Raw genomic sequence first — 26,261 nt, 5'->3', positions numbered from 1 at the left:
GCTGATCATCTATGTTTAATCCCGTTATTGATGTGCATCATCATATCATTTCTGGAGAAATGCAAAGAAAGCAGAAGGAGCTTGGCATGGAGATTCCAAGTTTTATGCCGAAGTGGACGCCCGAGATTGGACTCGAGAAAATGGGTGTAGCCGACATTTCGTTTTCGTTTCTTTCGGCCCCGTCAGATCTGACATTCATTGACCAGCCATCTGCCAATATGCTTGCGCGGAAGATGAATGAAGAGCTTGCTTCGTATGCTCAGCAGTATCCAGAAAAGTATGGTGCATTCGCTACGCTGCCGCTCCCGGATGCTGAAGCTGCCCTGGAAGAAACTATATATGCGCTAGATATCCTTGGACTGGATGGAGTTGCAATGCTCTCTAGCTATCAAGGGAAATATTTAAGTCATCCAGATTACGCTGAACTGCTAAGCGAGTTGGATCGACGGAGTGCGGTTGTCTTTATGCACCCGATTCTCATTCCCCAGAAAATTGCCGGACTGAGTCCTGCGCTGCTAGAAGGAACCTTTGATACGACTCGTGCTGTCACTACGATGGCGGTTCATCGCATTTTTGACCAATACCCTTCAATTCGGTTTATTCTTCCTCATACAGGAGGCATGGTTCCGTATATCAAATGGAGAATTGCCCTTGCTGCCATAGGGCAGGATTCCATACAAGTGGAAGCAACGCCGGAACTATTTGAAGCCGAAATGGCCAAACTGGACCATCTCTACTATGATTCCACGCTGAACCTCGGCACAATCCAAAAGTTAATTGAGCCTGATCGGATTCTTTTCGGTGCGGATATTCCTTGGCCGGCAGACAGCGTGCTTCGCATGCAGCGGGAGTCGGTTCTCCATGAAGCCATGCAAATTAGCGAAGATAACATGAAGGCGATTGCTTACGGCAACGCATTTCGACTCTTTCCCCGTATAAGTAAGTTCTACGAAAAAGTGACATTGAACTAACTTCAGGACGACTTTAAACTGTGCCGAATGAAGAGTAGAGGGATATATCTGTTGGAAATTAAAAAAGAGCAGCTTGCCAATGGGCAACTGCTCTTTTTCAATAGTTATGAAGAGAGATCATTTCAGTCACAAGGATTCTCTCATCGGCGCCAACATACCGATCCATCTGCCATTTTAATAATTACACCTGTAAGAACCTAATAAATGTATAATAATATATTATGTAACTTAATTAAGGGAGATGCAGCTATGTCACAATCACTTATATTTGATATGGATGGAACGTTGTTTCAAACAGATAAAATTTTAGAATTATCACTTGAAGATACATTTAATCATTTAAGAGTACGACATGAATGGTTTACTTCTACACCAATTGATCAATATCGAGAAATTATGGGGGTGCCGCTGCCCAAGGTATGGGAAACGCTATTACCCCAGCATTCTGCAGAGGTGAGGGAATTAACGGACGCGTATTTCCTGGAAAGATTAATACATAACATAAGAGATGGTAAAGGGGCTCTATACCCTAACGTAAAAGAAATATTCACCTACTTTAAAAATAGAGATTTCTCCATTTACATAGCAAGTAATGGTTTGACTGAATATCTCAGAGCCATTGTTGAGTATTATCGCTTGGATCAATGGGTTACGGAGACGTTTAGCATTCAGCAAATTCAATCGTTGAATAAATCTGATCTTGTTCAGCAGATTATCGTAAAATATGGAATTTCGAAGGGAGCCGTAATAGGGGACCGCCTATCGGATATTCATGCTGCCAAAGACAACGGTTTAGTAGCGGTCGGATGTAATTTTGATTTTGCCAAAAGTGATGAGCTTTCACAGGCTGATATCGTTATCGATGATCTAATCGAGTTAAAAGAGTATTTTTCTCACTGATGGTGTTGTAAACTCCCTATCGAAACGTATGCATTCTGCCGATAATGAAGGTGCATATATTTTTACTTCAGGAGGAATCATCGATGAAAAAAAAGGTCATCTTGTTAACAAGTCTAGCACTAATGTTAGTCACCACTGCTGGCACAGCCTCAGCCAAACCGGGAAACACTCCACCCGGAAAAACAGGTAAAGAAGTATCATCCAAAGCACCTAAGGACAAGGAGCGTCAAGTGGAGGAGAAACAGACCGAAGAAATGGATCCTTCTGAAACGGCCAAGCCGGAAGAAGATGAAGTGAAGGAGCCTTCAGTATCAGAGGCAGAGAATACAGAGAGCCCTGCAACCGATTCATCCGAACCTGGTAAAAAAGGACCCAAAGGATACAAAGGGTTGTTAAAAGCCATTCAAAATGTAAAAGACAAGCCAGCGGGTGCTGTTTTGGCCGATATTTTGCTCACAAAATATGCAGCTGAATTGACAGACGAACAGAAAAAAGAACTGGAAGCCATCATCGAAGAGGATAAGGCATTGGAAACCGCAGCAGAGATGCTTGAGAATAATGGTAGTGTGACGGATGCTGTGTATTTGCAGGAAGAAGCGATAAAATCTAATTTCAAAAATCTCGATCTGTACAAAACATTGGGGAAACTGAATGAAAAGGCGGGTAAAAAGAATGGAGTGAAATTGTATGTGAATGGTGAAGGGACAGATGCCGAACCGTTCATCAAAAAAGGTAACACATTCGTTCCTTTTCGCGCCATTGCCGAGACTTTGAACGCAGAAGTCACCTGGAACCCTGAAGAACGCTCCATAACTGTCAGTAAGGATGGAGTAAGCATTAAACTTGTGGTTGACAGTAAGACCGCAACGGTTAATGGTCAATACGTATCATTGGATGCACCAGCCACCATCACCAAAGGGAGTACTTATGTGCCTGTTCGTTTTGTAAGTGAGGCATTGAGAGCAACGGTCCTATGGGAAGAGCAAAGCAGAACCGTTGTAGTCTATGAAGAATAAATAGGGTAGGGACAGAACGATTAGCAACCAATCTTCAGCAGATCTAGGATAAGAAGCCGCCATGAGGCGGTTTTTTTGCGTTTTTCCCTCACACTACATCAATGGAACCTCATCACTCAAATTTGGATGGAGGCACGTTATAGTATTTTTTGAAAGCTTTCGAGAAGGTAAACGGATCAGGATAGCCCAGGAAGCCGGCGATTTGTTGGATTGTATACTTTTTCTCGTAGAGATAGTCCCTGGCGCGATTCATTTTGATCTGTGAAATGTACTGACCCGGGGTGATCCCGACGGTTTTCTTGAAATAGGAAATAAAATACTTCTCAGAGATTCCAGCCATGGCTGCGAGATCGTTCATTCGGATCGGATGGTGCAGGTTCGCATCGACATATTGGAATACGTCTTGTAATACTTCCAGGCTACCTTCAGATTTCCTCGGTTTCTTGCCGTTCAGAAATTGACCCACGTAGGCGCCCTGACCGTGAAGCTCGAGAATCTTTGCAATTACGGCGAGAAGAGAGGCCTTTAAGTAAAGCTGGTTCCCTGACGTGCCGTTCTCCTGTTTCAATCGACGAAACGCCCTGGTGAAAAGCTTGGTTTCCTCCTCAATCAGGTTGCCCGGCACAATTCCCGGAAGTTGAAATCCGCCCAGAATTCGCTGCTGCTCCCCAATGCCAAAATCGAAATGGATGTATATGAATCGGCAGCTGTTCTCGGACGACGAGGCGATATAAGGCATATCCGGATAAAAGAATATGACATCTCCCGGGACTGCCGTATATTCGAACCCATCGATCATCATCTTGACGGAGCCCTCCTGAATGAACCAAAGATCGTAATCAGGATGCGATTTGTGTTCTGTCCAGTCATGATCGTGAGTTTGTTCCAGGTAGGAGCTCATCCGGAGATGGATATATTCCGAAAGTTCATTAAGGATGCTCATATTCAATCTGTTTTCACTCATCCGATTTCCTCATCCACCTTTACCACCTGACATCTATAAAATTAATTCATTATATCAAAGGTTTTACACGTTGTTAAATATCGTACGATATGACATGTATTGAAAACTATTGCACATTCCGATTATCAGCCACTCTTCTATAATGAACTTATATCACATGAGGAGGGTTATTCATGAACGCGACAAATATGCCGCAGCCTAAGGTTGTCGTTATTGGAGCAGGGAGTCTATTCTTTGGTCGTCAGTCCATATGGCAGATGGTTCATTCCCCTTACTTGAACCAGGGCACGCTTGCTCTGGTCGATACGGACGAAGAGCGGCTGGCAAAAATGGTGAAACTTGCGGAGATGGTTGCTCGGGAGAACCATGTATCACTGAAGATTGAGGGCTCGACAGACCGCAGACAAGTGCTGCCGGGGGCCGACTTCGTTGTACTCAGCTTCGCAGAGCAATCGGTGAAATATCGAGGGATGGATTGCGAGGTATCGTTGAAATATGGCATTCGTATGTGCTCGGGGGATACGATCGGACCAGGAGGTATTTTCCGAGCGATGCGGGAATTGCCGATCATTATGGAATGCGCCAAAGACATAGAAGAGCTGTGTCCCGATGCTTGGGTGATTAACTATATCAATCCGTCTACCGTGCACGGTATAGCGCTGCACCGTTATGCACCGAAGCTGAAATCGTTTGCGCTCTGTGACAGTCATCATATGCCTCATAAGAAGGCTTATTATGCTGTGCGAGCAGGCATCATCGACGACAGAAAAGAGTTCACCGAGGAAATCGATCGGAAGTTTGATTTCCGCATTGCCGGGGTCAATCATTTTACGTGGCTCCTAAAAGCGGAGTTCGAAGGCAAGGATGTCATGCCGACGATTGCGGAGGCTATGCGGATATCGGCCGGTGAGGAGAACAACGGTGGTGACCAAGGCGCCAAAGCTCTCCATAACGATGCCATTACGTATGAGTTGTACGATATTTTTGGTTATATTCCTACATGCACTGCACATACGAAGGAGTATGTCCGTTATTGGCAAGGTCATGGCAAATCGCCAGATCGTATCCCGCCATTATCGATCTGGGAGACAGAGGACCGTTATCAGCGTCACGACGAGATGTGGAACCAAGTGGACGGTTTCCTTTCGGGTGACATTCCCATTGCTGATTATATGAGTACCTTCGGCCCGGATCATGCAACAGACATTATTGAAAATATGGTGGGCAATCTGGGGAAACGCTTCTTCGTGAATACGCTCAACAATGGGGCAGTGACAAATATGAATGATGATTCGTTCCTGGAGCTGTTATGTGATGTAAGCATGGAGGGAGCGAAGCCGGTTCATGTCGGTGAGATGCCGAGAGGAATTCGAGGGATGCAGGAGCTTGTACTCGATACCCATGAGCTTACGGCAGAAGCCGTTGTGGAGCAGAGCTACGAGAAGCTAAGAAGAGCGATGTTGACGGATCCGCTTGTCAGTTCCATCGGTGACGCGGACCAGATCATCAAAGATCTTCTGGAACTGGAGCGTGAGATGATCCCAAGTATCTGGTATTCGGATGGACTGATCAAAATCTGAATTTCGGATAATTCACAGAAAAGGAACAGATTTTTAATCCTAAATTGTTTACGAACTACCAATGAAAGTCGCTCGTGTGGCGGCTTTTCTTGATTGAAGGAAACACGATCGGATTTTTATGAGTCATGGGCATGTATACACGAAGGCGGGTGGGAAATTGTAGGGGACAAACTGTATGATCTTCATAATCAGCTCTTTAGCCAGAGTTTGCTTCATATGAAGTTAGTATATCCGAGATTGGTATAGATATTTTCGTCGAAGATTCCATGGAAAATATCGTTCTTTATTTTCCATTTTTGTGTTATTCTGTTGATGATAGGCGGCCATTTCATTTGTCTGATCGATATGGAAGGGAGGTACATCTTCTCGATTCATTCAATTGGTATAAAGAGAGTAACGGCACTGCTTGTAAAAAATGAAAAATAAGCGGAGGTTTGGTTATGCTCAAAAAAATGAAGAAATATGGCGTTTGCAGTTTGGCACTTGTATTGTTTGCGGCTGCGGCTCTGACCGGGTGGAGTACTAAAGCATCGGCAGCGGATTTCAGATCATTGAACGCCTCACAGATTGTATCGGAGATGGGTGCAGGATGGAATCTGGGGAATCAGCTTGAAGCAACAGTGAATGGCGTCCCTAGTGAAACGGCCTGGGGCAATCCTGTTGTTACTCCAGAGTTGATTAAAAAGGTAAAGGCGGCAGGCTTCAAGACCATTCGCATTCCAGTATCCTATTTGAATCATATTGGAAGCGCTCCCAATTACACCATTAACGCAGCGTGGTTGAATCGAGTCCAAACCGTCGTTGATTATGCATATAATGAAGGTTTATATGTCGTCATTAACATCCATGGAGATGGCTATAATTCCATCCCGGGCGGATGGCTTCTTGTGAATGGCAGCAATCAGGCTGCAATTAAGGAGAAATACCAAAAGGTATGGCAGCAGATAGCTACCAAGTTCAGCAATTATAATGAGCGTCTTATTTTTGAATCGATGAACGAAGTGTTCGACGGAAATTACGGCAATCCGAATGCGGCATATTATGCTAACTTGAACGCCTATAATCAAATCTTTGTGGACACGGTCCGGCAGACTGGGGGCAACAACAACGCCAGATGGTTACTGATTCCAGGCTGGAACACCAATATTGACTATACGGTGGGCAATTATGGCTTTGCTCTTCCAACAGATCATTTCAGATCCTCGGCAATTCCGAGCTCTCAGAAGAGAATTATGATCTCTGCACATTACTACTCTCCGTGGGATTTTGCTGGTGAGGAGAACGGAAATATCACGCAGTGGGGCGCAGCGGCAACAAATCCTTCGAAGAAATCAACCTGGGGTCAGGAAGACTATCTGAATGCACAGTTCAAATCGATGTACGATAAGTTTGTAACGCAGGGCTATCCGGTTGTTATTGGTGAATTTGGCTCCATTGATAAAACGGCGTATGACTCCACCAATAACGTTTATCGTCAAGCTTATGCCAAGGCGGTAACGGCAACTGCCAAGAAGTACGGGGCCGTGCCGGTGTATTGGGACAATGGACATAACGGTCAGCATGGTTTTGCTTTGTTTAACCGCTCAAACAACACGGTTACCCAGCAAGGCATTATTAATGCCATTATGCAGGGTATGCAGTAATCCAATCATGCGTTTCATCGTATTAAAGGCATGTCCTCTCATAAGAAAGGACATGCCTTTTTTTTATGCAATACTCGTTCGGTATCATTCAAACCACAAATATCATATTGCCGAATGAATTTTACATAAGCCACATACAGAATTCATTAAACTCCACAATACCTTTTATATACTTAATTTGCTTATACAGCGAACTAAAAGGACTAGGTGGTAGACAGAATGTTAAAAAAACGCGATTTGCATGAATGCCACGCACTGTACAGCTTATTGAACGACCCCTCAGTGTCACCTTATGTTCGTTACCGATGTCAATCACCTGAGGAATATGTATTCCTGACCAAACAGTTGATGGATGAGGAAGAACAGAAAACCGCGATTTCCCGTACAATTCTAAACGAAGCGGGCCTGCCGATTGGAACCATTGATTTATATCATATCGTAAATCAAACAGGGTTTCTGGCCACATGGATTGGAGCGCCTTACTTCGGTAATGGATACAGCCAACGGGCGAAATCCGTCTTTTTGAGTGAGCTTTTTCTCGAACATGCCATAGAAACGGTATTTTTGAAGATTCGCAAACAAAATATCCGGTCGAGCAAAGCTGCACAAAAACTGCCCTATGTAAAACTGGCCAATGATTCGCATGATGAATTATACGGGTCCATCAATGCCGGGGAGACGTTCTATGATCTGTATCGCGTGGAACGGTTCGACTTTATCGAATACAGTATGATCCTGAACCAGGGCGTGGCTACATAACTGCACAGTAAACCTTATGAATCCTATATGAGGTCATAGATAGGTGTTCATCATACCAACGCATACAATTGAGAGTCGCTGAATCAGCGACTTTTTTTGTTGCTCTTTAGGCCATGGAGTGAGTTATTATGTAATAATTTATAACACAAAGAATGAATGATTGTGAAAAACAACAAAAAATAATGAAGCTTTTTTATGGAAAACTACAAAGACATCCAGAAATGTTCGTAATATAATATGACACAAGAAGAATAAATGAAGGAATAAGTAAGGTTATATTACATCTAAATTAATCAACACAGGGATCTCAGTCTCTGTTCTGAAAGGAGAATATCTATGCAAATTACAGCAGCACCTTACCGTTGGCCTTACGACGGGAGCATCGATCCCGGTAAAACGGCATTAGTCATTATTGATATGCAAATCGATTTTTGCGGAAAAGGCGGGTATGTGGAACAGATGGGATATGACTTGTCCATGACGGCCAAACCCATTGAGCCTATTCAAAAGCTCTTGCATCGGGTCAGGGAGATAGATGGTTTTCACGTCATTCATACGAGAGAGGGACATAAATCGGACCTATCCGATCTGCCAGCAAACAAACGTTGGCGCAGCAAACAGATCGGGGCAGAGATCGGTTCTTCCGGACCGGCAGGACGCATTTTGGTTCGAGGTGAACCGGGCTGGCAGATTATAGAGGAGCTTGCTCCCATTGAAGGTGAATCGATCATTGATAAGCCGGGTAAAGGCAGTTTTTATGCCACAGACCTGGATCTGATCCTGAAGAATAAAGGCATCACTCATCTGATTTTGACGGGAATCACAACGGATGTTTGTGTGCATACAACCATGCGGGAAGCCAACGACAGAGGATATGAATGTCTGATTCTGGAAGACTGCACGGGAGCAACCGACCCTGATAATCATCATGCAGCACTCCAGATGGTCAAAATGCAGGGAGGCGTGTTCGGCAGCGTCAGTAACTCCAGCGAGGTTTTAAAGGCGCTAGCTGCCTTTTAAGCAACACCGATACAGCATTAGAAAAACAACAGCATGGGAGGAAATCATATGTGGAGATGGTCCAGAAAGTCACTGCTTATCGTAATGTCGGTTTGTTTGCTCGCACTAACAGCTTGCGGGTCGAACGATGTGCCCAGTTCAGCTTCAGGAGATGGAGAATCCGGTGAACTGAAAAAAGTGGTTCTGCGTCTAAAATGGGTTCATCAAGCACAGTTTGCCGGCTTCTATACCGCCGTAGAAAAGGGATTTTACAAAGAAGCGGGATTGGATGTTGAGATCAGACCCGGCGGCGCTGATTTTCCTTCCGTACAGATGATTGCATCAGGTGCGGAGCAATTCGGGGTGACTGGCGCAGATCAAATACTGATGGCCAGGGAGAAAGGGGTTCCCGTGAAGGCGCTGTCCGCCATTTACAGAAAAACGCCATTTGTGTTGTTTAGTCTCAAGGATTCAGGGATCACGAAAATGGAGGATCTGGTCGGCCAGAAGATCGGTGTGAAGCTTGGAGGGAATGAAGAGCTGACTTACCGAGCAATGGTGAAGAATGCGGGCATAGATGGAACCAAGGTGGAGGAAATGCCAGCAAAATATGATCTCAGCCCATTGCTCAGTGGACAGGTAAAGGCATGGCCAGGTTATGTCATCAATGAGGTTCTCGCCGTACAGGAGCAGGGGAATGAAGTCAATATCATTGAGCCAAACGATTATGATATTAACTTTTATGCAGATACGTTGTTTACGACAGAGGACATCATCAAGCGTGATCCCGAAATGGTGAAAAGCTTCGTACAGGCTTCCATGAAGGGCTGGAGCTACGCTATTGAGAACCCGGAAGAGGCTGCCGAATTTGGCTTGAAATACGGGGATAAATTGACCATTGATCACGAGGTGAGCATGATGAACGCAAGCATTCCTTTGCTGGAGCCGGAAAATCTTCCACTCGGCAAAATGGAATCAGAGGCATGGGACGTGCTGCAGCAGAACTTGATCGATCTGGAATTCTTGAAGAAAAAGCAAGACCTTGAAGACGTCTTTTCAAACGAATTTATCGAATAGGGTGTGATTTTATGCTAACAACGACCAGTGGTCTGGAGAAAGAAGCTTCGGGGCTGCATGAACAACAGACAACCATTTCTTCCAAAAGCGACATCGCGGTTACGTTGAAAAATTGCTCCTTATCCTTTGGTGACGTCAACGTATTGAATAATGTGTCGATTGATATTTATAAAAATGAGTTTGTTTCGATTCTCGGCCCAAGCGGCTGCGGGAAGTCGACGCTGCTCAGGTTAATGCTCGACCTGCTTCAACCCAATGCAGGAGGAGAGATCATTTATCCATCGAAAGATCTCTCGCTCGGCATGGTGTTTCAGAAACCTGTATTGATGCCCTGGCTAACCGCAATCCAAAATATATCCCTGCCTCTCACGATTGGAGAGAAGAAATTCACCAAAAAAGAGATCAAGGAAAAAGCAGAATCCTCGCTGCGGTTGGTTGGACTTCAGGATTTCATGAATCATTTTCCGCATCAGCTGAGCGGGGGCATGCAGCAGCGGATTGCGATTGCAAGGGCACTCGCTGCAGATCCGACAGTACTGCTTATGGATGAGCCCTTTGGGGCGCTTGATGAATTTACGAGAGAAAAGCTGAATTTCGAGCTGCTGCGTTTATGGGAGAGTCCCGAAACGAGCCTAAGTACAGTTGTTATGGTTACCCACTCGATTCAGGAATCCGTGCTGCTATCCAACCGCGTGATCATGATGTCACCAAGGCCTGCCGGCGTGGAGGAAATTATATCGGTTCCGCTGCCTTCACCGAGGGAGATTGGCATGGATGAACTTCCGGCCTTCCACCAGACTGTCAATGAGTTAAGAAAGCGGGTCAAACACCTATGAAAACCAAGATCAAAGATGCCATGTATCCTGTCGTATTCGCCATTGCCTTTCTTATCTTATGGGAACTCATTGTACGCCTTTTCGACATCCCCCTTTATTTGCTCCCATCTCCCACAGGCATCTTATCGGTGATGGACAGCTCCTTATGGTCACATATGCTGGTCACGCTGCTGGAGGCTTTGGCGGGCTTCGTGCTTGCCAATGTCCTGGGATTGATTACCGCTGTGATCTTCGTGCACTCCAAGCCGATTGAAAAGGGAGTATTCCCACTGGCGATTGCACTCAAAACGACCCCGCTTGTGGCTCTGGCTCCGCTTCTGGTGGTTTGGATGGGGACGGGATATTCCTCCAAGGTCGTAGCCTCCATGCTAATCTGTTTCTTCCCGATTTTGGTCAACAGCGTAAAGGGTCTGAAAGCCATTGAGCACGAAGCATGGGAGCTGTTCTCCACATATAAAGGCACCAAGTCGGAGATTTTCTGGAAATTACGGCTGCCTGCAAGCTTGCCTTATGTGTTTTCTGCATTGAAAATCTCGACCTCGCTGGCGATCGTGGGTGCCATTGTCGGTGAATTTGTCGGCGCTAACAAAGGGCTCGGCTATGTCGTCCTGGTATCTTCATACCATATGGATACACCTGTAATGTTCTCCGCAATTATTGCATCCGCACTATGCGGACTGGTTCTCTTTTGGGCCATCAGCTTACTTGAGAGAAGAATTATATTCTGGCAAAGGACGGATGACCTATGATGAGATGCACTGTGAACCGTATTCCAAGCCGTTCGCCTAACGATACGGCTGCGATAGAGAGAGCGATCCAAGAGGGAGTCATTGATCCTCAAGATGTGGTTGCAGTCTTAGGCAAAACCGAGGGCAATGGCTGCGTGAACGATTTTACGCGTGGTTATGCTGTGCTGGCCTTAAAGCAATTTTTTGGCGAATACCGAAAAGAATCAACCTCTACGATATCCTATGTCATGTCAGGAGGAACCGAGGGCATATTGAGCCCTCATTTTACAGTGATTAGCCGCAAGGGTGCTTACAACCGAGATGGTCAGAGACAAGATCAGAAATCGCTGGCCATTGGCGTCGCAAAAACACGGGATTTCCTTCCCGAGGAGATTGGAAGGCTGGCTCAAGTGGACGAAGTGGCTGCGGCCGTTCAGCGAGCCATAGCGGAAGCTGGCATCGAATCTTCAGCAGATGTACATTTTGTGCAAATCAAGTGTCCGCTGTTAACGTCCGAGGGCGTGCATGATGCCTTGAGCAGATCTCAAACCACCGTGACAGAAGATACCTACAAATCCATGGGATATTCACGAGGAGCCTCCGCACTTGGTGCGGCAGTTGCTCTTGGCGAGGTGGAGCGAGCTGGACTTCAAAATACGGACATCTGCAATTCATGGCATCTGTTCAGCAGTGTAGCCTCCACGTCGGCAGGCAGCGAGCTGGCGTATTGTGAGGTGATCGTCTTCGGCAATTCCGACTTTGCGGAAGGTCCGTATTTTATCGACCATGCTGTAATGAAAGATTCGATTGACGCTCCTGCACTCAAGCGCCTGCTGGATGTTCATGCAGATGCTGAAATGGTGCAGGTGATGGCTAAGGCAGAGGCTGATCCCACCGGGTTCATCCGGGGTCACCGACATACGATGCTGGATGATTCAGATATCAACCATACGAGACATGCGAGAGCGGTCGTCGGAGGTGTGCTTGCTTCGGTGTGTGGTGATCCAATGATCTATGTGTCTGGTGGAGCCGAACATCAAGGGCCGGCAGGCGGCGGGCCGGTGGCTGTCGTTTTTAAACGCAGGGATTAGACGGGATACATCCATAAAAAAACAAATGGAGGAATGACACGATGATTACAGCCAAGAAAACTGAGGTTATCACTGGAGAAGACATGCAATGGGGATTAATGCCGAATCATATCCACCTGTATCACCGCGAGATTGTGTCAGCGGAACAGGCGGATCAGATGGGGTTTCGTGCCAGCTCTGTTTTGTGGGAAAAGATTGGAGTCGGCGGTCAGGTACTGCCTCACTATCATGATGTAGCCGAAATCATTCACATCACGGTAGGTAAAGTGAAACTGCTGTGCAATGGAGAATGGAAGAGCTACCAGGCAGGAGATACCTTCCATGTACCGGCAGGCGTTATTCATTCGGTAGCCAATGATGATGTACAGCCGACAGAGCAGATCAGTATTTTTTTGCCGGTTGAAGAAAATGCTCCGGTTAACTCCTTTTTTAATACGACATTAGTGGAAGATGTCTTTTCCACCAAATTGAAATAGTCAGGCGGGATAGGAGATGGCAGATCACAAGAAGGCAGGATTCACGTGCAGTGATGTTTTGTTGATCCCCGACTTTAAGGAAGCTGTCGTCTTGGCTGGAGCGAGTGGCATGCAGCGAATGATTAACCGTGTCAACGTGATGGAAGTGCCCGATGTGATCGATTGGGTACGCCCGGGGGAGTTTCTGATTACCAGTGGATTTCCATTTCGTGATCAGCCGGAAGCTATTGCGGACATCATACCGCAGCTGGTGGAGAAAGGTGTATCGGCGCTGGGGATCAAAACCAAACGATTCATCGATCATATTCCTGCCCGTGCACTCGAGCTGGCTGACCAATTGGGCTTTCCGATCTTCGAGCTTCCGGCCGCGACCGTATTTTCGGATGTTGTCCGGGATATTATGGAGCGGGTCCTTGTACAGGAGGCAAGAGAGCTTTCGCTGCTGCAAAGCCGTTTTCAAAAGCTTTCTCAACAGCTCCTGTATGGGAAAGGTTTAGAGGAATTTTTGCAAACGCTGGATGGCATATTGAACAATCCCATTGTATTGCTTGATGACTCCAATCATCTGTTCTTATCTCCCCAGGCAGAGGAGATTGTGGAGGCAGATAATCCGATACTGTGGTCCAGTCTGCGGGAGGAGAGCAGCCTCGGTGTGAGTTTCATAACATTGGGCGAGCGCCGAATTCGTGTATATGTATCAGCCGTTAATGACAAGCAATACGACAAATGCTTGCTGGTTCTGCTGGAATGGAATCAGGAGCACTCGGTTGTCGATCGACTGACGATTGACCGCGTAGGTGTTTTGGTAGGACTCGAGATGATTAACGCCAACGCCAGGCGGGAAGTAGAGCTGAAGTATGTTGATCAGTTTCTGCAGGACTGGGTTACAGGCCGAATTGTGACTATTGAGGATTTGAGGCTGCGAGCGGAAGCGTGCGGGCATCCGCTTGATGATGATCAAACGCGGCATGTCGCGTTAGTGCGATTTTTGAACGTCAAACCTAGCATCAGGACCATGCAGCAGGCGATTAAAAGATTGAGAACCAAATCCAGATGTGTGGGGCTTCAGGCAACCATACTGGAGGGAGAGCTGGTCCTTCTTTTCGCAGAAGAAATGCATGGGATTCGGAATGTGGCGCTGGAAGCCATTCTCGCTGATATGAAGGTGGTTTTTCCTGCTGAGAGCTATTCTCTCTGTGTCGGTAATCGAACCGAAGCTGCGGAGAAGGTGTACGAAAGCTATAACGATGCCAAAAAGATTCATCATATCAGCTCCATTTGCGATTACCGTGAACCTTATGTGGACTATATGAAGCTAGGCGTGTTTCAGCTTTTATACCATCTGCCTGATACAGAGGAGGTTCAGGAGTACCGCGATCGATTCATTCTGCCCTTGCTTGCCTATGATGCGAAGCATAATTCCCAGCTGTTTGAAACGTTGAAGGTATACTTTAAGCATAATCGTAATGTGAAAAAGACGTCGGCGGAGCTTTTTACCCATTATAATACCGTTTCCTATCGTGTGGAGCGGGTGTGTGAATTGCTGGGGATCAGCATGGATCATGGCGATGATGTGCTGCAGCTGCATCTAGCGATGAAGCTGAACGAAATGAGACCAGCCTGATTGATATGTACGCGTCAAGGAGGGATGACAGATGAGTAAGCTCGATATGAAAATACCGTGTGAACTGACAATAGACTGGCTGCAAGCGCAATATGGGAGCGGGAAGCTCAAGCCGGAGCAGGTCATTGAAGAGATCATCCGCCGTTCCCGTGAGGACGAAGGGATGAATATTTGGATCACTCCGCCTGTGCTGGAGAGAATCAAGCCGTATTTGGACCGTCTCCAAACAATGGATACTTCCTTGCCGCTGTGGGGTGTACCCTTTGCCATTAAGGACAACATCGATTTGGCTGGCACACCAACAACGGCTGGCTGTCCCGAATATGCATATGTTCCAGACAGGCATGCTGCAGTTGTAGAACGATTGTTAAACGCCGGAGCGATTCCTGTAGGTAAAACCAATATGGATCAATTCGCAACAGGGCTTGTAGGCACCCGGAGTCCATACGGTGAGACTCACAACGCGCTGAGCGCTGAATGGATAAGCGGCGGGTCCAGTTCGGGATCTGCCGTAGCGGTAGCGAGGGGGCAGGCGGCATTCGCCCTGGGCACGGATACAGCGGGCTCTGGAAGGGTTCCTGCAGCGCTGAACCGTCTCATCGGCTATAAACCGAGTCTTGGAGCCTGGTCGACAAAAGGTGTTGTTCCCGCTTGTGCCAGTCTGGACTGTGTAACTGTATTTACCCGTTCTATACACGAAGCAAGGATTGTCGATATGCAATTACGGGGCCTTGAATCATCAGACCCATGGTCCAAGGAATTACCCCGATGGGTCGATACGCTTCCCAAAAAGTTGTATCTTCCTGAAAAACCATTAACGTTTTTTGGTCTGTTGGCAGAGGAATACAGCAAGGCATGGGATTCAGTCGTCCAGAGGATCGAACAGTTGGAGCTTCCACTCGAGTATATCGATTACGATGTTTTTGAGGAGGCTGCCGCACTTCTGTATGGTGGACCTTGGGTAGCTGAGCGCTGGGCCAGTGTAGGTGAATTCATCGAATTAAATCCAGGAGTCACTTTCCCGGTGACGGAACAAGTCTTGCGATCAGGTGGATCAGACAAATATGATGCAGCTTCCGTATTCACCGCGATGCATAAGCTTCAGGAGCTGCGAATGATAAGCAACGAGCTTCTCCAGGAAGCGGTTCTTATCATGCCGACCTGTGGAGGCACATGGACGAGAGGTCAGGTTGAAGCGGACCCAATAACCACGAATTCGGACATGGGACGATACACGAACCATTGCAATCTCCTGGATTTATGCGCGGTGGCTGTACCGGCAGGGGATGCAGCGTCTCAGATGCCCTTTGGAATAACGTTATTTTCGCTATCTGGAAATGAGCACTTGATGGAAAACGCTGCGGCCTCGTTTCTTGAAGTGAATTTGCCGCCTCTGGAAGCAAACAGACAAGAAACAATGCTGGTTGCCGTCTGCGGCCTGCACATGAGGGGTTATCCACTGGAGAAGCAAATGCTGGAGCACGGGAGTCGGTTCATAGGTGAGTCGCAAACCGCGGAGAAGTATCAAATGGTGAAGCTGCCTACCATACCAGCTAAGCCTGGACTGCTGAAGAAGAAGGCAGGCGGCAGCAGTTTTACGCTTGAATTGTGGCAGATGCCTGTTGCTAATTTTGGCGCGTTCGCTGCATTAATTCCGGCCCCGCTAGGTATAGGCAAAATTGAATTGGCAGACGGGACAGAAGTACCCGGATTTATATGCGAAGGTTATGCTGAAGAAGAAGCAGAGGATATCTCTGCTTACGGAGGCTGGAGAAACATACCATAGATTCGAAAAGGACTGGTTCATGGAACCAGTCCTTTTTGCTGTCCTCTAACCTAGAACAACTTCTTGTATTAGATGCAGCATAAGTCATGGTTAATAAGTGAGTAGCGTTGTATCGAAACCTGGTTCCACTTGCCGCCAAGGTGTGGTCGGATGAGTTGCTTAGGTAACCTGCTTGCTTAACCCGGCCAGACGGAGCGTTTGCTCCAGCCGATCCAGATCGACCACGAAGTCCTCCAATCCTGCAAAAAAATCTTGTGTTGTCCCGGCGCCTTGCCCATACATCATGTAATAATCGAGTTTATTATGATTGCTGATCATCCAATAAGTGGGGACTACATGCCTGATATGGAAAATTTCGACGACCAACGTTCCCTTCTTACAGAAAGCGAGATTGGACAGCCCGGCTCCATGCGGTGAAACGATTGCTTTTGCGGAAGCAAAGAGCTGTATTTGCTGGGCAATGCTCCAATCTTCCAGACAAACTAGAATGAACCCATATGCTTCTAATAGACGGATTACTTCACCCTCGTTAACTATGTGTCTCACAGAGGCTTTACTCCGGGAAATGAAAATGCGACTAGGTGAATGCGCCGCTGTATCGCGTCCGGGCAGCATAAACGTGCGAAGGATAGATGTCGTCCAAGGCGGATAATGGGAGTTCATCATTACAGAAGGCACGACCAATCGATCGGCCCGAATTTCACGATCATCTCCGGTACGAATCACGGACGATTCCGATACGCCAAACATAGATAACGTTTCCTTCACAAATGTTCCATGAGGATTCGGATTCATGATTAGATATTGAAAAGGAATATTCAAAATCCGCAGCATACCGAGCCGCGGCAGTACATCATACAACCAATGAAAATAATTATGACTCCCACAAAAAGTCAGAGCGGCAGCTGTTCCTTGGATTTGCAGCTCTTCCTTCATCTTTCTTTGATCCAAAGCGGGGTGCTCTTCCAGTGTCAGCATTCTGTTTCGTTTACCATCGTATTCTGGAGAAAGATCGAAGATCAGCTTTCCTTCCGATGTAAGGATAGAACCTGATGATCCCCAAACACGTCCATTCGATAAGTATGCAACATATCCGCCTTTGGGATGAAGGGTATAGGGCGTCAAATAATGGTGAATTTCCGTTTCAAGGGTTTTCGGGATCTCGTATTTAGCGGCTTCACCAAAATCAAAAGGAGAGACCTTTTCATTAATGACGGAGCAAACGGAAGCCTCCCATTCCCAAATGTCCCTGTAGAAACCGTACATATTTGACTCTATGCATGTCGATTTGGCATTTCTACATGGTTCATTCATTTTATACCTCCGTAATGATTTGCTGCTTATGAAGCTAATGTATGCTTAGAGGTTTCCCGAAGGGCACGAAGACAAGAAAAATGGGTTACAGGCAGGATATGGATTGGAACCTTGCTTTCCGAATGTCGGATTAATTTAATAAAAGCAGATGTGTTCGGAGAATCAATTTTGATAGAGTTATTTCAAGAGATGAGCATATTATTATGCTTTTTCTCTTTTGTATGGGGAGTTTCAACATTTCAACAGAGAAAACATCCGTTCCATTAGACGGCAACTAAATATCTTGATTAATGTTTTGCGCATCTCATATTATTATATTTATTATAAAAGAGTAAAGCTTTGGTTGTTATATCAAGTATTGTTTATTGTGTAAGGATTGAAAACTCAAGATAATTGTAATGGTACACTTTTTCTGTGTATGATAATTTATTGCTTTACATTGGCTGGCCCTAATGGTGCTGTTCATATGATAAAATATGATGAAATCGCTCTCAAACATCATACAAACTTCATTAGCTGGGAGGGGGAACACAAATGATGAAAGTTCTATTAGTGGATGATGAGCCGTGGGTGCTCGAAGGTCTGAGAACCATGGTGAATTGGGACAAATACGGTTTTCGCATCTGTGGTGAGGCGGAGAATGGCAATGCCGCCTGGTCCATGATCGAAAGTCTTCAACCGGATCTGGTGTTTACAGATATTCATATGCCTTCTGTGAGTGGCCTGGAACTGATCGACCGTTCCAAGCATGAGCTGGCCAAATCACCCCGATTCGTTATATTAAGTGGATATGATAGCTTTGAGTATGTAAAAACAGCGCTGGAGCAGAGAGTCGAGGACTACTTGCTCAAGCCCATTGATGAGATCGAGATCGAAAACGTGTTGGATCAGATGGGGCGTAAAATTCAGGAAGAACAGATTTCGGCTGAAATACACCAGCGTGATCGTGCCCTGTATGTGAATTGTTTGTTTGATCGGCTGATTCAAGGGGAAGACAGCATGGGGCTTCGGGACGAAGTGAATACCATGCTGCAAATGGATGGTCAAGAGAATATGGCCTGTCTTCTAATTGCCACGGATATTAGTAACGATGACGTGAAAGAGCGAATAAAAGCTTTTGGTGGTTCCCATTGGTCCGAACCTTTTGTGGATGCTGAAGGAAACCTCGGAGTGTTCGCTGCCGATATCGATAATTCCTTGAAGCTCCTTGAGTCAATGGGCAGAAATATCGTGGAGACCTATGCTGGTCATTCATCCATGATTGTCGCCGTTGGACATCATTCGGGCACAGCGTTCGGTATGCGATCAGCCTACGAGAAAGCTTTGTTTGCTCTGAGATGGAAGCGTTATCAAGGAGGGGGCGGATTTGTTCATCATCAGGATCTGCCGCAGAGTGACCCATTGGCCAGTGTGAATCAAAAAGCTTTAGCCAGTCTAATGGAAGTCATTCTTTCTGGTGAACAGGATCGGTTGGAAGGAAAGATTCAAGCACTTCTTGCTGATCCTGACTTGGGATTGCCTTTCTCCAATATGGAATATGTCCGGGTTCAATTGCTTGCTCTTGAAATGAGTATTCTCAAGGAGTTGAAAGAGCTGGATGGAGATATGGGCAGTTTTATGCTTCACGTTCAAAATAAGGCAGGCGGCATTACGAAAATCGACTCCTATCCAGCATTTCAGGATTATGCACGTGTGTTATGTTTGAACGCTTTGGAGGCGCTGCAGCAGCAAAGAAAAGAAAAGGAATGCAGCACCATTTTTCGTGTGGTGCAATATGTCAATCAGGAATTCCGTAAGAAGCTGCAGCTTCAGGAGCTCGCACATCAATTTCATATGAACGCCAATTATTTGGGGCAGGCATTCAAACAGCAGACGGGCAAAACGTTTCGGGAATATTTAAATGATAAACGGATTGAGGAAGCGAAAAGGCTATTACGCCAAAGCTGCGCATGCGTCGCTGACATTGCGGTACAGTCTGGTTATCCGAATGCAGACTATTTTGTAAGTCAGTTCAAGCGAATGACGGGCATGGCACCTTCTGCATATCGTAAGCAGCAATAGATCCCCCAAGAGATGAGAAGTACGAATGAAGGATGGCGATAGCAAACATGTTCAGAACAATCCGTTTTCGCAGCATCGTGAACGATATACCCTTGAATTACAAATTTATATTGATATATGTCATTGGTATTTTGCTTCCTATCTTTGTAAGCAATGTTTTGTTTATGGATCGTATGTCTGGATTAATCAAGGAACGGGAAGAGCAGAATTTACAAATCTCACTGGAGCGTGCAAGAAAGGATATTCACACCATGATTGATGGCGGCGTTGCCGTCAGTCATGCCTTGATTACGGACAAGTTGTTGACCGAATCCATGGATCGTGTGTATGAAAGTCAACTGGATTTCTATAACACACTCGATGATCAGCTTCGTCATCGGGTGACTTCCTATATTCCTGTGAACAACCAAATTCAGCGAATAGGGGTTTACACCGAAAATCCGACCATTGTGCCTGGCGGGGATTATTATGTTCTGGACAACGACGTACGCTCCGGAACCTGGTTCGAGCAGTGGAAGGCGGCTGGGGAAACGCTGAAAGTGCTTGCGTACCGTGATCAGGCAACGAATGATCGTGCTGCAACCTCTTCGTATTTAAGTGTGATCGAGAAAATGGATTACTATAATGCCGACAACTCATATCAGAAATTGGTACGCATCGATTTCTACGTTAGTCGCTTCTATGATGTGATTGCCAGAGAAAAGAGTTCTCTGGATCTGTATCTGGTGAATGCCCAGAATCAAATTATTGTATCTGCGGATGACAAGTATCAGGGCGAGATGGAGAGTAGCTATGCTTTGTTTGATATGAGCAAAGCGGCAGACAAAGACTTGCATATTGTCCCTATCGGTAGTGCTAGTTATGTAAAAGGCTGGAAGCTGATTGGTGTTCCTCAGGAAACACGTGTCAAACAAGCGATGTTATCGATGCAGCTTTATTTTGGGATGCTGGCCGGGATTATTACGCTGATCACTTCCATTTTCATTTATGTCATGCTCCGTTCCTACAATTATCGTGTTAAGCGGCTGTCGAGACATATGCAGAAAGTGGGTAACGAGAAATTCGAACTAATCAACATGGATGGTGGGCATGACGAGATTGGGCATTTGATTAGCAATTTCAATATGATGACTGCACGAATCCATTCATTGATCAACAACGTGTACAAGCTTGAAATTCAGCAGCGGAGCCAGGAGGCTGAGCGCATTCGAGCTGAGCTTAATCTGCTGCAAAGTCAGATGAATCCTCACTTTTTATTCAATACGTTGAATGCGCTGCTTGTGGTTAGTACCAAGAATAACTATGCGGACGTGAAGGATATCATCAAGGATCTCTCCAAGCTGCTTCGCCGTCTGTTGAACTGGAAGGACGATGTGGTCACGCTGGAGGAGGAAATGAGCTTTACAGTCATGTACCTGGGTATTGAGAAATTCCGTTTCCGGGACAAGTTTGAATACTATATTGACATCACTGAAGAGGCAAGGCGATATAAAATACCCAAAATGAGTATCCAACAGCTGGCGGAAAATGCATGCAAACATGGCATTCAGGCCATTGAGGGGCTCGGCTATGTGAAGATTCAAGCTGAAATTGTGAATGAGCATCTGCGTGTTGTCGTATCTGACAATGGGAAGGGTATGGACAAGGAACGGCTTCAAGAGGTTCTGTATCACATGCGAAGCAAGGAAGAGAGCGGCGGAAACAATATTGGAATTCGAAATGTATATCGCCGTCTTGAATTGTACTACGACGATAGAGTGAATTTTAACCTGGTAAGCAGGATCGGGGAGGGGACTGAGGTATCCTTTGAAATCCCGTTGCAATTGCTGGAACGTCAGGATGTAAAGGGAGGCGTGGACGATGGCATTTAAAGTGTTGTTAATTGACGATGAGCCTTTGGCGCTTGAGGGCCTTCAGTTATGGATACCATGGGAGAACCTTGGCTTTGAGGTATGCGGGGTCTGCGGAAACGGTTCGGAGGGCCTGAAGCAAATGGAGGAGCTGAAGCCCGATCTGGTCATGGTTGATATTCATATGCCGGTGATGAACGGCCTGGAGATGATTGAGGAGTGGAGACGCAGGGGCAACGAGTCTACCAAATTCATTATCCTGACAGGGTACAGTGATTTTGATTATGCACGAAAGGCGCTCAAATATAGAGTCTCTCGTTATTTGCTTAAACCGCTGGATGAGGAACAGGCCGAGCTGGAGATCCGTCAGGTGGGACAGGAACTGGCTAAGGAGCGGGAACAACTATACGTCGGGCAGGTGGCACAGAGAGAGAAGGAAAATCTGGCCATGAAGGAGGCTCTAACAGGTAAAGAATTGTCAACAGAAGCCGCTGTTGTACTGGAGTCCTTGTCGAGCTCCTCTCATGTTTGGAATGTATGCCTCGTTCAGATCGCGGCAGAGGATTATTGCAGGTGGAGCACGGTTGCTGCGGAATTTTTGGACAGGTCACAAGCCATGTATGTGATTCGCTTGCGAAATGATCTGGTTTCCATCGTGTTTGGGAGTGCTGAATCAGCCTCCCATGGCACGAGCAGTAGGGCTAGACAGCGATTGGAGGAACTGGCGCGCCGTTTGGTGGACTTTCGCGCATTTATGGCCATTGGTGAAGCGGCGTCTTCACTTCTTTTCATTAATCAGTCCAGGGTCACAGCAGAAAAAGCGCTCCTGCATACCTTTTATGAAACGAATAGGAACGGCGTGATGGACTATGAGAGCCTTAAGGATCTTACGTTCCAAAGACATGATGATCAGGTAGAACTCACGGCGAGAATCCTGGGGGCATTTCAACTCATCGACCACGATGCCTACAAGTCAGCAGTGGATTATATTGAGCAATCTTTTCGCCAGTTACGAGTTCACCCGGAGGAGGCGCGCAAATACGTGATCTACCTGCTTCATGAGATTCGAGCATATATGCGAGGCGAACTGGCACAGGATTCCGGTGCTCCAAATCGTCTGTTCGATATCCCCAATCTGGATGAACGCCTGCTGACATGGAACGATCTGATTGACATGCTGCAGTCGTGCGGGCGAGTGTGTTTTGAACTTTTGCTTAAGGAGAATGCTTCCGAAGCGCAGGGTATAGTACAGGATATCAACGATTACATTCATGAGCACTACCGGGAAGGGTTGAGCATTAAAATGCTTGCTGAGCGTTTCTTCTTGCACCCAGCCTACCTGGGACAGCTGCTTATACGAAAAAATGGCATTGGTTTCAATGAACTGTTACATAATTTGAGGATTGAGGAAGCTTGCCGTTTACTCCAAATGAATCAATTCAAAAATAGTGAGGTCTCCGAAAAAGTTGGATATTCCACCTACCATCATTTTTTGAAGCAGTTTGAGAAAAGGCTGGACATGTCTCCGAATGAGTATAAGAAACATGTCTAAGAAAACCTTTTATAAAATGTGTACGGTTGAATCTATAGATTATAGATTGAAAACCTGAGTTTTTCTCGGAAAGAGCTATAATTCGGGTGTATTTTCCATTTACCATTAAATTTATAATGAAATTATTCAAATGAAAGGGCTTTCATGAAGGCGTAATCAAACTTTGGAGGTGCTTTATGGGGGAAAGTAAAAAGAAGTTTTTCCGTATGGGGGCAACCATGTTGTTGTCACTGAGCGTTGTACTGGCTGGTTGTTCCGGCGGTACAAGTGACCCAGGCAGCGGAGAAGAGGGAAGCGGTACAGAGGTAGGGCCTGACAATCCGATAGAAATCTCGGTATTCCTTAACGAGGCCGGACAGCAGCCAACCGCTGACAACAAGATTTACAAGAAAATGAAGGATGAGCTTGGCGTATCATTCAAGTTCGAATTTCTCGCCGGTGACAAAAACCAAAAGCTTGGCGTTATGATTGCTGGTGGGGATTATCCAGACCTGATCTCAGCTGATACCAAACTGACAGCTGCAGGTTCAGTCATTCCGCTTGAAGATTTGATTGAAGAACACGCCCCGAATTTGAAAAAACATTACGAGAAGTACTGGAATCAAATGAAGGACCCGAATGATGGACATATTTACTACCTGCCAAACTATGGTGCATATAACGGCGAAGTAGCAGACACCTATTACAGCGGTCCCGCGTTCTGGATTCAAAAAGCCGTACTGAAAGAGTTCGGTTACCCGACTCCAAAAACACTGGATGAATACTTCGAGCTGATCGCGAAATACAAAGAGAAATATCCGACTATTGACGGCAAGCCAACCATCGGTTTTGAAGTCCTGAACTATGACTGGAAAAACTGGGGCTTGTTGAACCCGCCTCAGCATTTGATCGGTCATCCAAATGATGGCGGAGTGGTCGTCAACGATGGCAAGGCGGAGATCTTCGCCGATAAGGATTATGCCAAACAGTACTACCAGAAGCTAAATGAAATCAATGCGCAAGGCTTGCTTGATAAGGAAGCGTTTGCACAGAACTACGACCAATATATGGCCAAATTGTCCAGTGGTTCCGTACTCGGCATGTTCGATCAACATTGGAACTTCCAAAGCGCTGAAGATTCCCTTATCACACAAGACAAAATCGAACGCACTTATGTAGGTTTCCCGCTTGTGTATGACAGCAGCACCAAAGACTATTATCGTGACCGCGCAGCACTGAATCTCAACAATGGTTTCGGTATTACCGTGAGTGCCAAAGACCCTGTAAAAATCCTCAAAGTGCTCGATAAACTGATGGAGGAAGAATGGCAGAAAACACTCACTTGGGGCATTGTGGATGAAGACTATTATGTCAATGAAGAAGGCCGCTTCATGAAGACACAAGAACAACGCGACAAGGCAGCGGATGCTGCTTGGAAGCTTGCTAACAAGGCAGATGCATTTTATGGAACTGCACCGAAAATGGAAGGTTACTTTAGCGATGGCAACGCAACTTCGGCAAGTAATCAGCCAGAAGAATACCAAGCAAGCCTGAAACCGTTTGATAAGGAAGTTTTGGATGCATATGGTTTCAACAGCTATATCGATTTCTTCAGTGCTCCACCGGAAAATCCCGTGACTTACCCTGCTTGGTCTGTCGACGTGGTAGAGGGATCTCCAGCCAAGATTGCCAATACGAAGCTGAACGAATTGTCGACCAAATATTTGCCAAAAGCCATCTTGGCCGGTACATCAGAGTTTGACAATGTTTGGAACGAATACGTTTCCGAGATTCAAAAGCTTGACATCAAGGCATATGAAGATCGTATCAATGAAGTGTTGCAGTGGAGAATTGATAACTGGTCTGTGAAATAAAAACAACTTATGTCAGGAAGGAAGAAAACCTTCCTTCCTGATTCTTTTGAAACATGGTTATGGCAGATGTGTTCTGGTTGTTACGACGTTTTCCTTTGATTATAAAGATGGATAGGGAGCTTGATATTATGGAGGAAATTGTAGTGGGTACCAAGCCGCTCCGCCCGAAGAAAAAACCGAAAATCAGGCGGATTACTTGGCAGAATATTAAAGCACAGAGACAACTCATTTGGATGTCTGTTCCTCTGCTTGCGTACATTATTGTCTTTGCGTATGTACCTGTATGGGGTTGGACGATGGCCTTTCAGGATTATAAACCGGCCCGGAGTTTCTCGCAGCAGACGTGGGTAGGATTTAAGCATTTCCAATTTTTATTTACCGATGACAATTTTTTGCGAGTGCTTCGCAATACGCTAGCCATGAGTGTCATCAACATGATTCTGGGTTTTGTAACCGCTATTGTTCTTGCTTTGCTGCTTAATGAGATCAAGAAGGTCCTATGGAAGCGGACGGTACAGACGATCTCGTATCTGCCTCACTTCTTATCATGGATTATCGTTACCGGAATCGTAGCGACATCGCTTGCTTCTGACGGTATTGTCAACGATATCCTGATGAAATTGCATTTAATTGATGAGCCTATTCTATGGCTGACGGAAGGTAAGTATTTCTGGGGCGTTGTTGCAAGCTCCCACATTTGGAAAGAGGTTGGATGGAGTACCATCATTTATTTGGCGGCCATGGCCTCGATTGACCCGGCACAGTACGAAGCTGCCGACATTGATGGAGCTAACCGTTATCAAAAAATGTGGAATGTCACCTTGCCTGGAATCAAGCCTACCATTGTCATCCTGTTGATTATGTCGATCGGGCATATTCTAGAGGCCGGTTTCGAGGTTCAATATTTGCTGGGTAACGGATTGGTTGTTGACTGGGCAGAAACGATTGATATCTTTGTGCTCAAATACGGGATTGCACAGGGTAACTATTCGCTTGCGACTGCAGGCGGTATATTCAAGACCGTGGTCAGCATTACGATGTTGCTTGTAGCGAATTGGACAGCCAAGCGGCTTGGGGAAGAGAGGCTCTTATAAGATGAAAAAAACACCATTGTCCGGTTTAGGAAATACATCGGCGCTTTCTGTACGCCGTCCTGGTGCCAGAGGCCTTGAACCGTTTCT

Annotated in this window: 20 protein-coding genes and 1 pseudogene; 19 read left to right on the top strand and 2 right to left on the bottom strand. The window is 46.1% G+C overall.

The window, feature by feature from the left end; genetic code table 11:
• The first annotated feature begins 11 nt into the window (after positions 1-11).
• The 3 genes and pseudogenes from GUA98_RS08735 (at position 12) to GUA98_RS08725 (ending at position 2,887) form a co-directional block, all read left to right on the top strand.
• Positions 12-971 carry an amidohydrolase family protein gene (locus GUA98_RS08735; RefSeq protein WP_193722739.1) on the top strand — a complete coding sequence of 320 codons (960 nt, stop codon included), beginning with the start codon at positions 12-14 and terminating at the stop codon, positions 969-971.
• 249 nt (positions 972-1,220) lie between these two features.
• A pseudogene (locus GUA98_RS08730) lies at positions 1,221-1,871 on the top strand (HAD hydrolase-like protein); the annotation flags it as partial.
• Positions 1,872-1,954: 83 nt separating this feature from the next.
• Positions 1,955-2,887 (top strand): copper amine oxidase N-terminal domain-containing protein, encoded by a 933-nt coding sequence (locus tag GUA98_RS08725; protein WP_193722737.1) that lies wholly within the window; start codon positions 1,955-1,957, stop codon positions 2,885-2,887.
• Positions 2,888-2,999: 112 nt separating this feature from the next.
• Here GUA98_RS08725 and GUA98_RS08720 read toward each other — a convergent pair whose 3' ends face one another.
• Positions 3,000-3,851, bottom strand: coding sequence for an AraC family transcriptional regulator (locus GUA98_RS08720; RefSeq protein ID WP_193722736.1), 852 nt, complete (start codon positions 3,849-3,851; stop codon positions 3,000-3,002).
• A 173-nt stretch (positions 3,852-4,024) separates the two neighbouring features.
• Here GUA98_RS08720 and GUA98_RS08715 point away from each other — a divergent pair, with 173 nt between their 5' ends.
• The 11 genes from GUA98_RS08715 to atzF all read left to right on the top strand — a co-directional run bounded on the left by GUA98_RS08715 (position 4,025) and on the right by atzF (position 16,450).
• Positions 4,025-5,431, top strand: a complete 1,407-nt coding sequence (locus tag GUA98_RS08715; protein WP_193722735.1) for a glycoside hydrolase family 4 — start codon at positions 4,025-4,027, stop codon at positions 5,429-5,431.
• A 440-nt stretch (positions 5,432-5,871) separates the two neighbouring features.
• Positions 5,872-7,074, top strand: coding sequence for a glycoside hydrolase family 5 protein (locus GUA98_RS08710; RefSeq protein ID WP_095286566.1), 1,203 nt, complete (start codon positions 5,872-5,874; stop codon positions 7,072-7,074).
• Positions 7,075-7,293: 219 nt separating this feature from the next.
• The gene (locus GUA98_RS08705; RefSeq protein WP_153978932.1) at positions 7,294-7,833 is read left to right on the top strand and encodes a GNAT family N-acetyltransferase; all 540 of its coding nucleotides are present in this window, start codon (positions 7,294-7,296) and stop codon (positions 7,831-7,833) included.
• A 336-nt stretch (positions 7,834-8,169) separates the two neighbouring features.
• Positions 8,170-8,853 carry a cysteine hydrolase family protein gene (locus tag GUA98_RS08700; protein ID WP_193722734.1) on the top strand — a complete coding sequence of 228 codons (684 nt, stop codon included), beginning with the start codon at positions 8,170-8,172 and terminating at the stop codon, positions 8,851-8,853.
• 48 nt (positions 8,854-8,901) lie between these two features.
• Positions 8,902-9,909 carry an ABC transporter substrate-binding protein gene (locus tag GUA98_RS08695; RefSeq protein ID WP_153978930.1) on the top strand — a complete coding sequence of 336 codons (1,008 nt, stop codon included), beginning with the start codon at positions 8,902-8,904 and terminating at the stop codon, positions 9,907-9,909.
• 11 nt (positions 9,910-9,920) lie between these two features.
• Positions 9,921-10,745: an ABC transporter ATP-binding protein gene (locus tag GUA98_RS08690; RefSeq protein ID WP_153978929.1), complete on the top strand. Its 825-nt coding sequence runs from the start codon at positions 9,921-9,923 to the stop codon at positions 10,743-10,745.
• Positions 10,742-11,494, top strand: a complete 753-nt coding sequence (locus tag GUA98_RS08685) for an ABC transporter permease (RefSeq protein ID WP_127536827.1) — start codon at positions 10,742-10,744, stop codon at positions 11,492-11,494. Before GUA98_RS08690 ends, GUA98_RS08685 begins: the two co-directional genes overlap by 4 nt.
• Positions 11,491-12,564, top strand: a complete 1,074-nt coding sequence (locus GUA98_RS08680) for a ring-opening amidohydrolase (RefSeq protein WP_153978927.1) — start codon at positions 11,491-11,493, stop codon at positions 12,562-12,564. The genes GUA98_RS08685 and GUA98_RS08680 overlap by 4 nt, the downstream gene beginning before the upstream one ends.
• Positions 12,565-12,605: 41 nt before the next feature.
• Complete coding sequence (locus GUA98_RS08675) at positions 12,606-13,040, top strand: cupin domain-containing protein (RefSeq protein ID WP_153978926.1); 435 nt, start codon at positions 12,606-12,608, stop codon at positions 13,038-13,040.
• A gap of 16 nt (positions 13,041-13,056) precedes the next feature.
• Positions 13,057-14,664 carry a PucR family transcriptional regulator gene (locus tag GUA98_RS08670; protein ID WP_153978925.1) on the top strand — a complete coding sequence of 536 codons (1,608 nt, stop codon included), beginning with the start codon at positions 13,057-13,059 and terminating at the stop codon, positions 14,662-14,664.
• Positions 14,665-14,695: 31 nt separating this feature from the next.
• Entirely contained in the window at positions 14,696-16,450 is a 1,755-nt protein-coding gene (gene atzF, locus GUA98_RS08665; RefSeq protein WP_227779500.1) for an allophanate hydrolase, read from the top strand.
• 159 nt (positions 16,451-16,609) lie between these two features.
• Here the strand turns inward: atzF and GUA98_RS08660 are convergent, their stop codons facing one another.
• Positions 16,610-17,764, bottom strand: a complete 1,155-nt coding sequence (locus tag GUA98_RS08660; protein ID WP_193722733.1) for a glycosyltransferase family 61 protein — start codon at positions 17,762-17,764, stop codon at positions 16,610-16,612.
• A gap of 537 nt (positions 17,765-18,301) precedes the next feature.
• Here GUA98_RS08660 and GUA98_RS08655 point away from each other — a divergent pair.
• From GUA98_RS08655 to GUA98_RS08635, 5 genes are all read left to right on the top strand, one after another.
• Positions 18,302-19,825 carry a helix-turn-helix domain-containing protein gene (locus tag GUA98_RS08655; protein WP_227779499.1) on the top strand — a complete coding sequence of 508 codons (1,524 nt, stop codon included), beginning with the start codon at positions 18,302-18,304 and terminating at the stop codon, positions 19,823-19,825.
• 47 nt (positions 19,826-19,872) lie between these two features.
• Positions 19,873-21,696: a sensor histidine kinase gene (locus GUA98_RS08650; protein WP_193722731.1), complete on the top strand. Its 1,824-nt coding sequence runs from the start codon at positions 19,873-19,875 to the stop codon at positions 21,694-21,696.
• Complete coding sequence (locus GUA98_RS08645; RefSeq protein WP_193722730.1) at positions 21,686-23,227, top strand: response regulator; 1,542 nt, start codon at positions 21,686-21,688, stop codon at positions 23,225-23,227. Before GUA98_RS08650 ends, GUA98_RS08645 begins: the two co-directional genes overlap by 11 nt.
• Before the next feature lie 176 nt (positions 23,228-23,403).
• Positions 23,404-25,080, top strand: a complete 1,677-nt coding sequence (locus GUA98_RS08640) for an extracellular solute-binding protein (protein WP_193722729.1) — start codon at positions 23,404-23,406, stop codon at positions 25,078-25,080.
• A gap of 128 nt (positions 25,081-25,208) precedes the next feature.
• Positions 25,209-26,174 (top strand): ABC transporter permease, encoded by a 966-nt coding sequence (locus GUA98_RS08635; protein ID WP_095286681.1) that lies wholly within the window; start codon positions 25,209-25,211, stop codon positions 26,172-26,174.
• The last annotated feature ends 87 nt before the right edge of the window (positions 26,175-26,261 follow it).

It is taken from the genome of Paenibacillus sp. P13VS (assembly GCF_015143645.1).
Taxonomy (GTDB): domain Bacteria; phylum Bacillota; class Bacilli; order Paenibacillales; family Paenibacillaceae; genus Paenibacillus; species Paenibacillus xylanilyticus_A.
This window is presented reverse-complemented; position numbering and strand designations above follow the sequence as displayed.

What these genes read in the sequence shown, in the direction of transcription:
- GUA98_RS08735 (WP_193722739.1), top strand. Translation starts at nt 12, where the DNA reads ATGTTTAATCCCGTTATTGATGTGCATCATCATATCATTTCTGGAGAA.
- GUA98_RS08725 (WP_193722737.1), top strand. Translation starts at nt 1,955, where the DNA reads ATGAAAAAAAAGGTCATCTTGTTAACAAGTCTAGCACTAATGTTAGTC.
- GUA98_RS08720 (WP_193722736.1), bottom strand. Translation starts at nt 3,851, where the DNA reads ATGAGTGAAAACAGATTGAATATGAGCATCCTTAATGAACTTTCGGAA.
- GUA98_RS08715 (WP_193722735.1), top strand. Translation starts at nt 4,025, where the DNA reads ATGAACGCGACAAATATGCCGCAGCCTAAGGTTGTCGTTATTGGAGCA.
- GUA98_RS08710 (WP_095286566.1), top strand. Translation starts at nt 5,872, where the DNA reads ATGCTCAAAAAAATGAAGAAATATGGCGTTTGCAGTTTGGCACTTGTA.
- GUA98_RS08705 (WP_153978932.1), top strand. Translation starts at nt 7,294, where the DNA reads ATGTTAAAAAAACGCGATTTGCATGAATGCCACGCACTGTACAGCTTA.
- GUA98_RS08700 (WP_193722734.1), top strand. Translation starts at nt 8,170, where the DNA reads ATGCAAATTACAGCAGCACCTTACCGTTGGCCTTACGACGGGAGCATC.
- GUA98_RS08695 (WP_153978930.1), top strand. Translation starts at nt 8,902, where the DNA reads ATGTGGAGATGGTCCAGAAAGTCACTGCTTATCGTAATGTCGGTTTGT.
- GUA98_RS08690 (WP_153978929.1), top strand. Translation starts at nt 9,921, where the DNA reads ATGCTAACAACGACCAGTGGTCTGGAGAAAGAAGCTTCGGGGCTGCAT.
- GUA98_RS08685 (WP_127536827.1), top strand. Translation starts at nt 10,742, where the DNA reads ATGAAAACCAAGATCAAAGATGCCATGTATCCTGTCGTATTCGCCATT.
- GUA98_RS08680 (WP_153978927.1), top strand. Translation starts at nt 11,491, where the DNA reads ATGATGAGATGCACTGTGAACCGTATTCCAAGCCGTTCGCCTAACGAT.
- GUA98_RS08675 (WP_153978926.1), top strand. Translation starts at nt 12,606, where the DNA reads ATGATTACAGCCAAGAAAACTGAGGTTATCACTGGAGAAGACATGCAA.
- GUA98_RS08670 (WP_153978925.1), top strand. Translation starts at nt 13,057, where the DNA reads ATGGCAGATCACAAGAAGGCAGGATTCACGTGCAGTGATGTTTTGTTG.
- atzF (WP_227779500.1), top strand. Translation starts at nt 14,696, where the DNA reads ATGAGTAAGCTCGATATGAAAATACCGTGTGAACTGACAATAGACTGG.
- GUA98_RS08660 (WP_193722733.1), bottom strand. Translation starts at nt 17,764, where the DNA reads ATGAATGAACCATGTAGAAATGCCAAATCGACATGCATAGAGTCAAAT.
- GUA98_RS08655 (WP_227779499.1), top strand. Translation starts at nt 18,302, where the DNA reads ATGAAAGTTCTATTAGTGGATGATGAGCCGTGGGTGCTCGAAGGTCTG.
- GUA98_RS08650 (WP_193722731.1), top strand. Translation starts at nt 19,873, where the DNA reads ATGTTCAGAACAATCCGTTTTCGCAGCATCGTGAACGATATACCCTTG.
- GUA98_RS08645 (WP_193722730.1), top strand. Translation starts at nt 21,686, where the DNA reads ATGGCATTTAAAGTGTTGTTAATTGACGATGAGCCTTTGGCGCTTGAG.
- GUA98_RS08640 (WP_193722729.1), top strand. Translation starts at nt 23,404, where the DNA reads ATGGGGGAAAGTAAAAAGAAGTTTTTCCGTATGGGGGCAACCATGTTG.
- GUA98_RS08635 (WP_095286681.1), top strand. Translation starts at nt 25,209, where the DNA reads ATGGAGGAAATTGTAGTGGGTACCAAGCCGCTCCGCCCGAAGAAAAAA.